At 54.7% G+C, this 13282-nt stretch carries 13 protein-coding genes; 2 read left to right on the top strand and 11 right to left on the bottom strand.

Features of this window, described 5'->3' with window-relative positions:
- Position 1: 1 nt before the first annotated feature.
- From accD to pdxB, 5 genes are all read right to left on the bottom strand, one after another.
- Positions 2-916 (bottom strand): acetyl-CoA carboxylase, carboxyltransferase subunit beta, encoded by a 915-nt coding sequence (gene accD / locus LY264_RS07535; RefSeq protein ID WP_048224751.1) that lies wholly within the window; start codon positions 914-916, stop codon positions 2-4.
- Between the two features lie 149 nt (positions 917-1065).
- Positions 1066-1725, bottom strand: a complete 660-nt coding sequence (locus LY264_RS07530; protein ID WP_003028140.1) for a DedA family protein — start codon at positions 1723-1725, stop codon at positions 1066-1068.
- Positions 1726-1749: 24 nt separating this feature from the next.
- Positions 1750-2562, bottom strand: coding sequence for a tRNA pseudouridine(38-40) synthase TruA (gene truA, locus LY264_RS07525; RefSeq protein ID WP_003028142.1), 813 nt, complete (start codon positions 2560-2562; stop codon positions 1750-1752).
- Positions 2562-3575: an aspartate-semialdehyde dehydrogenase gene (locus tag LY264_RS07520; protein ID WP_008785360.1), complete on the bottom strand. Its 1014-nt coding sequence runs from the start codon at positions 3573-3575 to the stop codon at positions 2562-2564. Before LY264_RS07520 ends, truA begins: the two co-directional genes overlap by 1 nt.
- 68 nt (positions 3576-3643) lie before the next feature.
- The gene (pdxB, locus tag LY264_RS07515) at positions 3644-4780 is read right to left on the bottom strand and encodes a 4-phosphoerythronate dehydrogenase PdxB (RefSeq protein WP_048224757.1); all 1137 of its coding nucleotides are present in this window, start codon (positions 4778-4780) and stop codon (positions 3644-3646) included.
- Positions 4781-4888: 108 nt separating this feature from the next.
- On the opposite strand from pdxB, the gene flk reads away from it, so the two are divergent.
- Positions 4889-5890: a flagella biosynthesis regulator Flk gene (gene flk, locus LY264_RS07510; protein ID WP_048216403.1), complete on the top strand. Its 1002-nt coding sequence runs from the start codon at positions 4889-4891 to the stop codon at positions 5888-5890.
- Here the strand turns inward: flk and LY264_RS07505 are convergent.
- Positions 5887-7065: an MFS transporter gene (locus tag LY264_RS07505; RefSeq protein WP_003834805.1), complete on the bottom strand. Its 1179-nt coding sequence runs from the start codon at positions 7063-7065 to the stop codon at positions 5887-5889. The genes flk and LY264_RS07505 overlap by 4 nt on opposite strands.
- Before the next feature lie 230 nt (positions 7066-7295).
- The gene (fabB, locus tag LY264_RS07500; RefSeq protein WP_249457575.1) at positions 7296-8516 is read right to left on the bottom strand and encodes a beta-ketoacyl-ACP synthase I; all 1221 of its coding nucleotides are present in this window, start codon (positions 8514-8516) and stop codon (positions 7296-7298) included.
- Between the two features lie 159 nt (positions 8517-8675).
- Between fabB and mnmC the strand changes: the two genes are divergently transcribed.
- The gene (mnmC, locus tag LY264_RS07495) at positions 8676-10676 is read left to right on the top strand and encodes a bifunctional tRNA (5-methylaminomethyl-2-thiouridine)(34)-methyltransferase MnmC2/FAD-dependent 5-carboxymethylaminomethyl-2-thiouridine(34) oxidoreductase MnmC1 (RefSeq protein WP_048224760.1); all 2001 of its coding nucleotides are present in this window, start codon (positions 8676-8678) and stop codon (positions 10674-10676) included.
- Positions 10677-10790: 114 nt separating this feature from the next.
- Here the strand turns inward: mnmC and LY264_RS07490 are convergent, their stop codons facing one another.
- The 4 genes from LY264_RS07490 to mepA are packed head-to-tail and all read right to left on the bottom strand — an operon-like array spanning position 10791 to position 13280.
- Positions 10791-11066 (bottom strand): YfcL family protein, encoded by a 276-nt coding sequence (locus LY264_RS07490; RefSeq protein ID WP_071692555.1) that lies wholly within the window; start codon positions 11064-11066, stop codon positions 10791-10793.
- Positions 11067-11098: 32 nt separating this feature from the next.
- Positions 11099-11647, bottom strand: a complete 549-nt coding sequence (locus LY264_RS07485; RefSeq protein ID WP_003834819.1) for an elongation factor P hydroxylase — start codon at positions 11645-11647, stop codon at positions 11099-11101.
- Positions 11647-12456 carry a sulfite exporter TauE/SafE family protein gene (locus tag LY264_RS07480; protein ID WP_003834821.1) on the bottom strand — a complete coding sequence of 270 codons (810 nt, stop codon included), beginning with the start codon at positions 12454-12456 and terminating at the stop codon, positions 11647-11649. Before LY264_RS07480 ends, LY264_RS07485 begins: the two co-directional genes overlap by 1 nt.
- Positions 12456-13280, bottom strand: coding sequence for a penicillin-insensitive murein endopeptidase (gene mepA, locus LY264_RS07475; protein ID WP_032944099.1), 825 nt, complete (start codon positions 13278-13280; stop codon positions 12456-12458). Before mepA ends, LY264_RS07480 begins: the two co-directional genes overlap by 1 nt.
- Between the last annotated feature and the right edge of the window lie 2 nt (positions 13281-13282).

The raw sequence follows: 13282 nt of genomic DNA, 5'->3' as shown, positions 1-13282 counted from the left end.
ATCAGGCCTCTGGTTCCTGATCGGGAACCGGAGGTACCACTTCGCCTTCACGCGGCTCATCCGGATTCGGCGCAGGAAGATTCATCAGCTTCGCCAGGATGCTTGCCAGTTTCAGGCGCATTTCCGGACGGCGGACGATCATATCGATAGCGCCTTTTTCAATCAGGAACTCGCTGCGCTGGAATCCCGGCGGCAGTTTCTCACGTACGGTTTGCTCGATAACACGCGGACCAGCGAAGCCGATCAATGCTTTCGGTTCGGCAATGTTGAGATCGCCCAGCATCGCAAAGCTTGCGGAAACACCACCCATTGTTGGGTCGGTCAGTACAGAAATATACGGTAAACCGCGTTCCTGCATTTTCGCCAGCGCAGCAGAGGTTTTCGCCATCTGCATCAAAGACATCAGCGCTTCCTGCATACGCGCCCCGCCAGAAGCGGAGAAGCAGATCAGCGGACAGTTGTCTTCCAGCGCCTGCTCAACGGCACGGACAAAACGCGCGCCGACCACAGAGCCCATGGAGCCGCCCATAAACGCGAACTCGAATGCCGCAGCAACGACCGGCATACCGTGAAGTGTGCCTTTCATCACCACCAGCGCATCTTTCTCGCCGGTTTCTTTCTGCGCAGAAGCCAGTCTGTCTTTGTATTTTTTGGAGTCACGAAACTTCAGCACGTCTTTCGGCTCAAGCTCGCTACCCAGTTGCACAAGAGAACCTTCATCTAACAGGCTATGCAGGCGATTGCGCGCCGACATGCGCATATGATGGTCACACTTCGGACAGACCTCAAGATTACGTTCCAGCTCAGCACGGTATAAAACCTGACCGCAGCTATCACACTTGGTCCACACCCCTTCAGGAATGCTTGCCTTGCGGGTGGGAGTAATGTTGCTTTTAATTCGTTCAATCCAGCTCATTGGTGACCTTTCTGCCTGAACCCTAGTCAGCTTTGTTATAAGGGGCGCATAATGCCATTTTTGCCCCTAACAGACCATGAATGTTGCACATTAAAACATAACAGCCCGAAACTTTGGATAAAAAAGTGGTCGAACCGCTGAGTTACTTTCTATTTTGCAGCCCGTGACGCAGCACGCTTATGGCGAATTACTTCAATCACCCCCGGCAATACGGAAAGGACGATAATCGCCACAATCAATAATTTCAGGTTTTCCTGGACGATCGGCAAATCGCCGAACAGGTAGCCTGCGTAGGTGAACAACAATACCCACAGCAATGCACCTACGACGTTATACATCGCAAAGTGACGGTAGGACATATGTCCCATACCGGCAACAAACGGCGCAAATGTACGCACGATAGGCACGAAACGCGCCAGGATAATCGTCTTACCGCCATGACGCTCGTAGAACGCATGGGTTTTATCCAGGTAGCTGCGGCGGAAAATTTTGGAGTTCGGGTTACTGAAAAGTTTTTCCCCGAACAATCGGCCAATCGTGTAGTTCACCGCATCGCCCACAATCGCCGCCACAATCATCAGTGCCACCATCAGATGAACATTAAGATCGTTGGTTGGCAGCGCAGAAAGCGCACCCGCAACAAACAGCAGCGAATCCCCTGGCAGGAATGGTGTCACCACCAGCCCGGTTTCACAGAACAGGATCAGAAACAGAATGGCGTATACCCAGATACCGTATTCCGCAACCAGCTCCGCCAGGTGCACATCAATGTGCAGGATAAAATCGATAAGAAAGTAAATCAGGTCCATAGTTTTGCCTTTATACGACTCAAATTAGTCCGCCAGAAATAGCGGGCCCATAGGCGGTTTTGGCAGGTCAAACCGGTCCGGGTAATCTACCGCAACCAGATACAATCCTTCCGCTTTCGCCGTTGCCGCTGCCAGCGTTCTGTCCTTTGCCGCTAACAGTTCTGCTATCCAGCTCTCCGGCTGGTTGTTGGCGCCAACTTCCATCAGGCTGCCGACAATATTCCTGACCATATGATGTACAAAGGCATTCGCTTTAATATCCACCACCACATATGCACCGAAACGTTCGACGTTAATGTGCATCACGTTTCGCCACGGCGTGCGCGACTGACACTGCACCGCTCGAAACGAGGTAAAATCATTTTCGCCAATCAGACACTGGGCCGCACGATGCATACGCTCAGCGTCCAGCGGTTCATAGTAATGGGTTACCCCTTTACCCAAAACCGCAGGGCGCAACCGATGATTGTAGATGATGTAGCGATAACGGCGAGCCGTGGCGCTAAATCGGGCATGAAAATCATCGGGTACAGCTTTAACCCAGCGCACGGCGATGTCACCAGGTAAATTCGCATTTACCCCCAGTGTCCAGGCCGCATCTTTACGCTGGGCAGTGGTTTCAAAATGCACGACCTGCCCAGTGCCATGAACGCCCGCATCCGTGCGTCCTGCACAAAAAACATTGATGCGTTCATTCGCCACCTGAGAGAGCGCTTTTTCCAGTTTTTCCTGAACGCTACGCACTTCGTTCTGGCGCTGCCAGCCATAATATTTGCTGCCGTCATACTCAATGCCCAGCGCAATTTTATGGGTTGACGGCTGTTGCTGGTCAGACATTAGTACAGGTACTCCTGCACCAGTTTTTCCGCAATTTTCACCGCCATTAACGCGCCGCCAAAGCGTACGTTGTCCGCCACAGACCAGAACTGAACCTGCTCTGGCATACCGTAATCATTATGCACGCAGCCAATAGAAAGGTGCGGCGTGCCCGATGCATCGCCAACCTGGGTCGGGAAGTCGGTCTCTTCCGACAACACCACGTCTTCACCGCGTGAAAACGCATCGCGCGCTTCTTCCGCCGCCAACGGGCGCAGGGCCTCAAAATTTACCATCTGCGCGTGGCCATAAAATACCGGGGACTGCACGATGCTGGCAGAGATGAGCAGACCATCATCCTGCATAATTTTGCGCACTTCATCAACGATACGACGTTCTTCACGCACACTACCTTCACGATCGGGCAGCAGCGGCAGCATGTTGAATGCCAACTGACGGCCAAAGAAATCATCTTCGTCAATCGGGATGCCGTTAAGCAGTTTTGCACTCTGTCCGGCCAGCGCATCCACCGCTTTTTTGCCATGAGCGGAAGCTGAGATAATATTGGTCACCGTAATACGCGAAAGCCCACCGTCATCAATCAACGGTTTCAGCGCAGACAGCAGTTGGCTGGTCAGACTGTTAGGCACTGCAATCACATTGCGGTTACGGTAATCCGCCAGCACGAACGGGTTAACGTCCGGAACCACCAGCGGAACGTCTGGCTCAAGCGCGAACAGACCGCTGCTGTCGATCACCAGGCAACCCGCATTAGTGGCTTCTTCTACCCATGCGGCGGTGGCTTCAGCGCCCGCAACAAAAAATGCCAACTGTGCCTGCGTCCAGTCAAAGTCTGCAACGTCCTGTACTATGACCGATTTACCGTTAAAACGCAGATGTTCACCGGCGCTTTCATTACGCGCCAGCGCATAAATTTCACCGACCGGGAACTGGCGTTCAGCCAGCGTATCGAGCAGGGCTTCGCCTACGGCGCCCGTTGCGCCCAGAATGGCAATATTCCAGCCTTCAGACATGGTGATTTACTCCAAGAAATACGTAAGCGTCCCTGTCGCATTATTCGACAGGGAGCATTAAGAAGACATTAATGTGCCGGATGATGAACAGCGTTAAAACCCAGCTTACACAATAAGGCAGCAGCCGTTGCGTCGTCACACATCACATATAAAGACGACCATTCACGACGCTCAAGGTAATTTTTACGCAGTTTATCAAACTCACCCGGAATTCCAGCGACTTTACGCAGCGGCGCATCATCGCGGCGCACATCATACACTAAATGCACCAGCCTTTTCAGCGTTGGCTGATCTAACGGGCCGTGCAGGGTGATACGACCAAATTCCGGCGCGGGTAACAGGGTACTGAGCGCAACGTGCTGCTCGTGACCAATAAACTTACTATAGGCCTCAAAGACCTGCGTGGTGCCACGCGCTTTTCCTTCGAGGGTATACCCGGCAATGTGCGCCGTGCCGATATCGGCTTTCTCCAGCAACGCCACATTGAGATCCGGCTCTCCTTCCCAGACATCCAGCACAACGCTCAGCGACTGACCGGCATTCAACCGGTTCAGCAATGCCGTATTGTCGATGACCGGCCCACGGCAGGCGTTGATCAGAATAGTGCCCGACTTCAACCGGCTAATCAGCGCGTCATCCGCCATGTGCAGCGTTTTGTACGGCCCGTCTTTAAACAGCGGGGTATGGAAAGTCAGCACATCAGCTTGCTCAACCAGTTCATCCAGCGAGCAGAAATTGCCTTCGTCACCGCGATCGGCTCGCGGTGGATCGCACAGCAGCGTGCGGATCCCCAGCGCTTCCAGACGCGCCTGCAAACGCCCGCCCACGTTGCCCACACCCACAATGCCTACGGTGCGATCGCGTAACGCAAACCCGTCGCGCTCCGCCAGCATCAGCAACGCTGAAAAAACATATTCTACGACCGCTATTGCGTTACAACCGGGCGCGGCGGAAAAACCGATCCCCGCCTGCGCAAGCCAGGCGTCATCCACATGGTCTGTGCCAGCGGTTGCCGTACCGACAAATTTAACCGTTTTTCCGCCAAGCAGTGATTCATTTACTTTCGTCACCGAGCGCACCATTAAAGCATCCGCATCATCCAGTTCAGCAACGGGAATCGGACGACCGGGAACCGCTTTGACCTCCCCCAAACGACTGAACAGTTCGCGGGCATAGGGCATATTTTCATCAACGAGGATTTTCACGTCTTTCGCACCTGTTTGAGAACGAGAGTTAACCGGGCAAGTGTGCCATAATCTCGCCGCCAGGCATACTGCGAGACCTGGTCAGCACAGATTTAAGGAACAGAGATGATGCAGCCCATTTCAGGTACGCCCGCACGCCCTCCCGGCGAAGGCCAAAATGCCCCTTCCGCTGCGGGTGAACAACCGTTATCCACGCAACAACGTACTGTGCTGGAACGGCTAATTACCCGTTTGATTTCACTAACCCAGCAGCAAAGCGCTGAGGTGTGGGCCGGAATGAAGCACGATCTGGGCGTCAAAAGTGATACGCCGCTGCAGTCTCGTCACTTTCCTGCCGCTGAGCAAAACCTTAACCAACGACTGGGGGTTGCTCAGCAAAATCATGTTAATCGTCAGGTGCTTTCGCAGCTCACTGAATTACTGAGCCAGGGAAATAATCGCCAGGCGGTGAGTGATTTTATCCGTCAGCAGTATGGGCAAACGGCGCTCAGCCAGCTCACGCCTGAGCAGTTGAAGAACGTGCTCACGCTGCTGCAACAAGGACAGCTGTCGATACCGCAGCCGCAGCAGCGCCCGGCTACCGATCGCCCGTTGCTCCCCGCAGAGCACAATACGCTGAACCAGTTAGTTACCAAACTGGCGGCGGCCACAGGAGAATCCGGGAAGATGATCTGGCAGTCGATGCTGGAGTTGTCTGGCGTAAAAAGCGGTGAGCTGATCCCTGCCAAACAGTTTACGCACCTGGTCACCTGGCTGCAGGCGCGCCAGACGCTCAGCCTGCAAAGCGCCCCTACGCTACAAACGCTCCAGGCGGCGCTGAAGCTGCCATTAGAGCCGAATGAGCTGACAGCGATAAAAGAATACGCACAGCAGACGTATCAGATCCAACCACAATCGATTCTGACCACGGTGCAGGTGCAGGACTTGCTCAATCAAATTTTCCTGCGTCGCGTGGAACGAGAACGTGAGCTCATCGATCCGCGTCATCTGCAGCCCATTTACAGCCCGTTCGCGCCGATGATTGAAACGGTTAAATCTCTGTCGGCACGACCGGGACTGCTGTTTGTTGCGTTGATGATTGCGTTAGCCATTTTCTGGCTGGTCGCTTAACCTTTACGCAGCGTAAGCAACGTTACAATAATCCCCACCACGGCGGATATCGCCCCGGCAAGGAACACTGAGGGATAACCGTACGCGGTGGCCAGCACCCCGGCAACCGGACCGCTTATGCCGTAGGAGATATCCTGAAACGCGGCGTAACCGCCCAGCGCCGTACCGCGAACCTGCGCGGGCACTCGCTTCACCACTTCGACGCCCAATGCCGGGAAGATAAGCGAACACCCGGCCCCGGTTAATGCCGCCCCGAGCAGCGCAATCCAGGCCGATGGGGCCTGCCACAGCAAAATCAGCCCCGCAGTTTCCACTAGCAAAGAGACAACGGCGACCTTCACACCGCCGAAACGGTCCGGCATCCAGCCAAACAGAATGCGCATCAGCACAAACGCCCCACCAAACGCAGTCAGGGTGAACCCCGCCATCGTCCAGCCGTTGCTAACAAAATAGAGTGAAATAAATGTACCGATCACCGCAAAGCCAACGCCCTGCAGCGCCAGGCCCAGGCCCGGTTTCCATATAAGCCCGACTACGCTCCATAAAGAAGGACGTTCTCCTGCATGCGCAGGCACTTTGCGCACGGTGCCGTTGAATGCCCATGCCAGCAGCGGTAATACCATCGTCGTTCCCGCCAGCGCCGCGAAGCCAAAGTGGCTGTGGATCAACAGGCCCAACGGTGCACCGGCGGCCAACGCGCCGTAAATCGCCATTCCGTTCCACGACATCACCTTACCGGAGCGTGTTGGGCCGACCAGCCCCAACCCCCAGGTCAGCGTACCGGTGAGCAGTTGGCTTTCGCCAAAACCGAGGATCAAACGCCCGACGATTAACAACGCAAATTTTACGGGAACAGAAACAGGCAATAGCGCGGCTAAAAGCCACGCAGCGCCTGCCAGCCCACAGGCAAACATCCCCTGTAGCGCCGAGCGTTTAGCACCATATTGATCGGCTAAGCGCCCGGCGTAGCCGCGCGTTAATACCGTCGCCAGAAACTGTACACCTACGGCGATACCGACCATGGTGTTGCCATAGCCCAGTTCCTGATGCACAAACAGAGGAATCACGGGCAAAGGGAGACCGACCGTCATATAGGTCAGGAAAACTGCAAAAGCGATACGAAACAGCGAAAAGTTCGCCGAAGGTGTTTTTTCTTGTTGGGTTACAGCTGTCATGCGTTACTCCAAAATGCAGAGTAAGGCGAGGAATGTCCACGCCCCCTCTACCTGACTATCAGGATTAAGGTGCGTTGGATAACGTTAAACGCTTACGCATTATCAAGAGGATAATGTTGAAGCTGGAGTCTGCCTGTAAACCCGATCGATTGTCAACGATATAAAAAAGGGAGCCTGACGGCTCCCTTTACTGTACAGCATGAGCCGGATATAAGATCCGGCACACTGTCTTATGCTTTCAGCTTACGCATGACCAGCGTTGCGTTAGTGCCGCCAAAGCCGAAGCTGTTAGACATCACGGTAGTCAGCGCCTGCTCGGTCGGTTTGGTCACGATGTTCAGACCTGCCGCCTGCTCATCCAGCTCTTCAATGTTGATGCTCGGCGCGATAAAGCCGTGTTCCAGCATCAGCAGAGAGTAGATAGTTTCCTGTACGCCAGCTGCGCCCAGGGAGTGGCCGGTCATGGCTTTAGTCGCAGAGATTGCCGGGCTGTTGTCGCCAAACACTTCACGAATTGCACCCAGCTCTTTCACGTCGCCTACCGGGGTAGAGGTACCGTGAGAGTTCAGGTAGTCAATCGGGGTGTCTACACCGTGCATCGCCATTTGCATGCAACGTACTGCGCCTTCACCAGACGGAGCAACCATGTCTGCGCCATCGGACGTTGCGCCGTAACCGACGATTTCCGCGTAGATATGCGCGCCACGTGCCAGCGCGTGTTCCAGCTCTTCGACCACGACCATACCGCCGCCGCCTGCGATAACAAAACCGTCGCGGTTTGCATCATAGGTACGGGAAGCTTTAGACGGATCGTCGTTATATTTGGTAGACAGCGCGCCCATGGCGTCGAATTCACACGCCATTTCCCAGCACAGCTCTTCGCCGCCGCCAGCAAAAACGATATCCTGTTTGCCCAGCTGAATTTGTTCTACCGCGTTACCGATACAGTGCGCGGATGTCGCACAGGCAGAGCTGATAGAGTAGTTTACGCCGTGAATTTTGAACGGCGTTGCGAGGCAGGCAGAAACGCCGGACGCCATCGCTTTGGTGACCACATACGGGCCAACCGCTTTCAGACCACGCGGGCTACGCATTGCGTCAGCACCGAACACCTGAAAACGCGGGGAGCCGCCGCCGGAACCTGCAATCAGGCCAACGCGCGGGTTGTTCTGGTAATCTTCTGCTGCAAGGCCGGCATCAGCCACTGCCTGTTCCATAGAAAGGAATGCATAGATGGATGCGTCGCTCATAAAGCGCACTACTTTGCGGTCAATGAGGCCAGTGGTATCCAGTTTTACGTTGCCCCAAACGTGGCTACGCATGCCGGAGTCCTTCAGCTCCTGAGAGAAAGTGATCCCTGAACGTCCTTCACGCAGAGATGCCAGGACTTCCTGCTGGTTATTACCGATGCTGGAAACGATGCCCAAGCCAGTAATCACTGCACGTTTCATTCAATACCTCTGTAAGTCGCACTATTTTAAAGTTTCGAGTGGCACAATAGCGTACACTTGTACGCCGAACAAGTCCGATCAGCCATTTAATGTGGAAATTTGCGCAGCCAGGCACTCATCGCTAAGATCGGGGCACAGCCTGCCAGACGAGTAACTTACGTGAAACAATACGCTATACAACCTGCAAACCTTGAATTCAACGCTGAGGGTACACCTGTTTCCCGAGATTTTGACGATGTCTATTTTTCTAATGATAACGGGCTGGAAGAGACACGTTACGTCTTTCTCGGCGGGAATCATCTCGCCCAGCGATTCCCCGCGCATTCACGTCCCCTCTTGGTGGTGGCAGAAAGCGGGTTTGGCACCGGACTTAACTTCCTGACGCTCTGGCAGGCATTTACCGGTTTTCGCGATACCCATCCTGAAGCTACCCTGGAAAGATTACATTTCATCAGTTTTGAAAAATATCCGCTAACGCGCGAAGATCTCACCTTAGCCCATCAGCACTGGCCAGAACTTGCCCCGTGGGCCACGGCGCTGCAAGAGCAATGGCCGCTGCCGCTGGCGGGATGCCATCGCCTGCTCCTTGATGAAGGACGCGTCACGCTGGATCTGTGGTTTGGCGATATTAACGAACTGACCAGTAAGCTCGATGACTCCCTGAATCAAAAAGTGGACGCCTGGTTTCTGGACGGTTTCGCACCGGCAAAAAATCCGGATATGTGGACGCCAACGCTGTTTAACGCAATGGCCCGTCTGGCTCGTCCCGGCGGTACGCTGGCGACCTTTACCTCAGCGGGCTTTGTGCGTCGGGGGTTGCAGGAAGCCGGGTTTACGATGCAAAAATGCAAAGGCTTTGGTCGCAAACGCGAAATGCTCTGTGGCGTAATGGAACAGACGCTGACGCTCCCTTCATCGGCTCCCTGGTTTGCACGTTCCGGAACAGATAAACGCGAAGCCGCCATTATTGGCGGGGGGATTGCCAGCGCATTGCTGTCGTTGGCGTTACTGCGTCGCGGCTGGCAGGTCACACTCTATTGCGCCGACGATAATCCAGCCAGGGGGGCATCCGGCAATCGCCAGGGCGCGCTTTATCCGCTACTCAGCAAGCATGACGCGGCCATTAATCTCTTTTTCCCCACCGCATTTACCTTCGCTCGTCGACTGTATGACGCCCTCCCCGTTGAGTTCGCGCATGACTGGTGCGGTGTGACACAACTGGCATGGGATGAAAAAAGCCAGCAAAAAATCGACCAAATGCTGTCCCTTGAATTGCCTGATGCGCTCGCCGTCAGCGTTAACGCAGAGCAGGTTTTACAAACGACCGGCGTCGAAACCGGATGCGGCGGGATTCAGTACCCTGCCGGAGGATGGCTGTGTCCGGCACAGTTAACCGCCGCCGTATTCGACTACGCCGCAACGCTGGGATTACGCACCCGGTATCAACATACGCTGGCCTCGCTGTCTCGCCAGACAGAACACTGGCAATTGACGTTTGCCAGTGGCGAAACCGCCACTCACGCTGCTGTAGTTCTGGCTAACGGGCATCGCATTAACGGCGTTGAGCAAACGCAGTCGCTACCAGTGTACTCCGTAGGCGGTCAGGTGAGTCACATTCCTACTACGCCTTCGCTTTCAGCGCTGCGCCAGGTGCTGTGCTATGACGGCTACCTCACGCCGCACAACCCGCAAAACCAGCAGCACTGCATTGGCGCCAGCTATCATCGCGGAAGTGAAGAAACGGTGTATCGCGCGGACGATCAGCAGCAAAACCGTCAGCGCTTAATAGATTGTTTCCCGAATGCCGCATGGGCAAAAGAAGTAGACGTTAGTGGCAATGCCGCCCGTTGTGGAGTGCGCTGCGCCACGCGCGATCACATGCCGATGGTTGGCAACGTCGCGGATTATGACGCCACGCTCAGCAAGTATGCCACTCTTGCCGAAGACAAAGCGCACGCCGTAAACGCCCCGGTGTATTCCGATTTATTTATGTTGGGTGCGCTGGGCTCGCGCGGGCTGTGTACTGCCCCGCTGTGTGCAGAAATTCTGGCATCGCAAATGAGCAATGAACCCATACCAATGGATGCCAACACGCTGGCAGCGCTGAATCCGAATCGTCTGTGGGTAAGGAAGTTATTGAAGGGTAAAGCGGTGAAATAAGATACCATCTCGCCATTGCCTGATGGCGCTACGCTTATCCGGCCTACAACCCCCGTCCGCGTAGGCCGGATAAGACGCCTTCGCGTCGCCATCCGGCACAATCCACTGCAATTATTATTGCGTTGCCTTCTGGAACAGTGTGTCCCACATCTCTTTCACTAACGCCTGGTCACGCGGCGAGAGTTCGCCTGCGCTGATGGCCTTTTCCAGGCTGCTGGTCACATTGGCGTACAATGCCTCAGCGGAATGGTCCTCGCCAGCATCCAGCTCAGCCACAGCCAGCGTCAGGTGCCCACGCAAATAGCCACTGGCAAACAACTCATCATCGCTGGCGTGCTCTACCATATTGTCGATTAATGCCAGAATGCGTGATTCAAACTCCGCGATCATCTTATTTCCTCATTGTAAACGTGGCAGCGGCTTCAGTTGAGCGCTTCGGGCCACGGGAATTGTTCCGCCGTAAGTTCAGGCGTGTGATAATAATTCTGTAACGCGTTAATGAAACGCGCCGGACGTTCAGGGATCCCCTTTTCCAGGTACTCCATCACCTGAGCATGAACACGGCGCTGGAATACCACGCGATCCGGTTCAAAGTCTCCTTCCAGATTGTCGCAACTGACGTTAAACGGGTAGCCCGCCGCCATGCAAAACAACCAGTCAAACGCCTGCGGCTTCACTTCCACGTCTTCAAACTGGCATTGTGTCTTCGCGTCGCGTCCGTCCGGGCAGTACCAGTAACCGAAATCGACCAGTTCACGACGGGCTTTACCGGCGATGCACCAGTGTGAAATTTCGTGTAACGCACTGGCGTAATAACCATGCGCAAAAACGATACGGTGATACGGTAATTCCGCATCCGCTGGAAGATAGATCGGTTCGTCGTCGCCTTTAATCAGACGGGTATTAAATTCATCGGCAAAGCAGCCGTTAAAAATCTCAATTAACTGTTCGTAGTGATGCGTATTATTCATTAGTTCATCCCCAGCCAGTGGAGAATCTCCTGTCCATGATTATCATAAAGTAGCTTGGCGCTCATCACGGCGGAGACAATAACGATCATTGGCCGAATGAGTTTTTGTCCTTTGCTGAGTACCAGTCGAGAGCCCATCCGTGCGCCAATAAACTGGCCAATGAGCATCACAAAACCTGTCGCCCAAATCACTTTGCCGCCGAGGGCAAACAGCAACAACCCACCGATATTCGATGTGGCATTTAATACTTTGGCGTGGGCCGTCGATTTCGCCAGGTTGTATCCGCACAGCATGACAAAAGCCAGCGCGTAGAACGACCCCGCCGCCGGACCAAAAAAGCCATCGTAAAAGCCGACGCAGCCCCCGGCCACCAGCGCGAAAGGCAAACCGTGCAGTCGGCGCTGTCGATCCTCTTCCCCGATTTTCGGCATCAACAGAAAGTAAAGGCCAATACAGATAACCAATACTGGCAGGATCTGGCGCAGAACATCTGACTGCACGTGCTGAACCAACAGCGCGCCACTCATTGAGCCGATAAAGGTCATGAAGATATTGAGCTTCTGATCCGCCAGATTCACCACACCCCGACGAATAAAATAGAGGGAGGAAGAGATAGATCCCCCGCAGGCTTGCAGCTTATTGGTCGCCAGCGCTTGCGCAGGTGGCATCCCGGCCGCCATCAATGCCGGGATGGTGAGTAGACCACCACCTCCGGCCAGAGAATCAATAAAACCTGCCAGCATCGCCACAAAAAAAAGCACACCTAACAGCAGTGGCGACACCATAAACAGAGAGGCAAAATGATCCATTAGAGTACATGCTCGTCCAGTAGCGCCTGGCAGGAAGGCGGCAACGGCGGCGGTGTCTTCTTCTCAGGCTTGGTGGTTCCAGGTTTTGGAGGTTCGAACCAGCTTTGCAGCTCTGCGCCACAGCCGTCACCCGGTGGCGGTAACGGTTGATCTTCGCACTCAAGGCTGTCGGCAGGGCAACGTAACCGCACGTGCATATGCGCACGATGCTGGAACCACGGCCGCACTTTACGCAACCAGTCCCTGTCGGTCCCTGCATCCAGACAAAGTTGTTGCTTAATCGCCGGATTCACGAAAATACGCGTTACTTCATTATCTTTTGCAGCCAGCCTGATCAGGCTGAAAATCTCCGGTTTCCACAGTGACGGCACAACACGTTTGCCATCCTGTGAGACCAGATCTAACGCCTGCGGCCGCAGCAGTTGCGACTGGGTCCAGCGCGTTTTCGGCAGTTGCAGGAAAATATCCACATCCAGTCCCGTCTGGTGGCTGGCGTGACCGCCATTGAAACGCCCACCGGCCGGCATCCCCATATCGCCGATTAACACCGTGCCCAGCCCCTGACTATTGGCCTGATAACTCAGACGCTGGATAAACCTCACCAGATCCGGATGGCCAAAGTAACGACGCTGATCGGTACGCATCACCTGATAATGTTCTGACTGTACAGGCAGCGTATCAGCGCCAACAATACAGCCATTGGAAAACGCGCCGATAGACTGCGCACTTCCTGCAACCGGATGGGTAATTTTCTGCCAGGGCGTCGCCGCCAGACAGGCGGTACTGGCAAACAGAGCCAGCGCCGCAAGTGCCGTTTTTTTCATCT

It is taken from the genome of Citrobacter portucalensis, from assembly GCF_023374935.1.
Taxonomy (GTDB): Bacteria; Pseudomonadota; Gammaproteobacteria; order Enterobacterales; family Enterobacteriaceae; genus Citrobacter; species Citrobacter portucalensis.
The sequence above is the reverse complement of the archived record's forward strand: the minus strand, read 5'-3'. Positions and strand labels throughout refer to the sequence as shown.

Coding starts and splice junctions, on each gene's coding strand:
- accD (WP_048224751.1), bottom strand. CDS start 916: ATGAGCTGGATTGAACGAATTAAAAGCAACATTACTCCCACCCGCAAG.
- LY264_RS07530 (WP_003028140.1), bottom strand. CDS start 1,725: ATGGACCTGATTTACTTTCTTATCGATTTTATCCTGCACATTGATGTG.
- truA (WP_003028142.1), bottom strand. CDS start 2,562: ATGTCTGACCAGCAACAGCCGTCAACCCATAAAATTGCGCTGGGCATT.
- LY264_RS07520 (WP_008785360.1), bottom strand. CDS start 3,575: ATGTCTGAAGGCTGGAATATTGCCATTCTGGGCGCAACGGGCGCCGTA.
- flk (WP_048216403.1), top strand. CDS start 4,889: ATGCAGCCCATTTCAGGTACGCCCGCACGCCCTCCCGGCGAAGGCCAA.
- LY264_RS07505 (WP_003834805.1), bottom strand. CDS start 7,065: ATGACAGCTGTAACCCAACAAGAAAAAACACCTTCGGCGAACTTTTCG.
- fabB (WP_249457575.1), bottom strand. CDS start 8,516: ATGAAACGTGCAGTGATTACTGGCTTGGGCATCGTTTCCAGCATCGGT.
- LY264_RS07490 (WP_071692555.1), bottom strand. CDS start 11,066: ATGATCGCGGAGTTTGAATCACGCATTCTGGCATTAATCGACAATATG.
- LY264_RS07485 (WP_003834819.1), bottom strand. CDS start 11,647: ATGAATAATACGCATCACTACGAACAGTTAATTGAGATTTTTAACGGC.
- LY264_RS07480 (WP_003834821.1), bottom strand. CDS start 12,456: ATGGATCATTTTGCCTCTCTGTTTATGGTGTCGCCACTGCTGTTAGGT.
- mepA (WP_032944099.1), bottom strand. CDS start 13,280: ATGAAAAAAACGGCACTTGCGGCGCTGGCTCTGTTTGCCAGTACCGCC.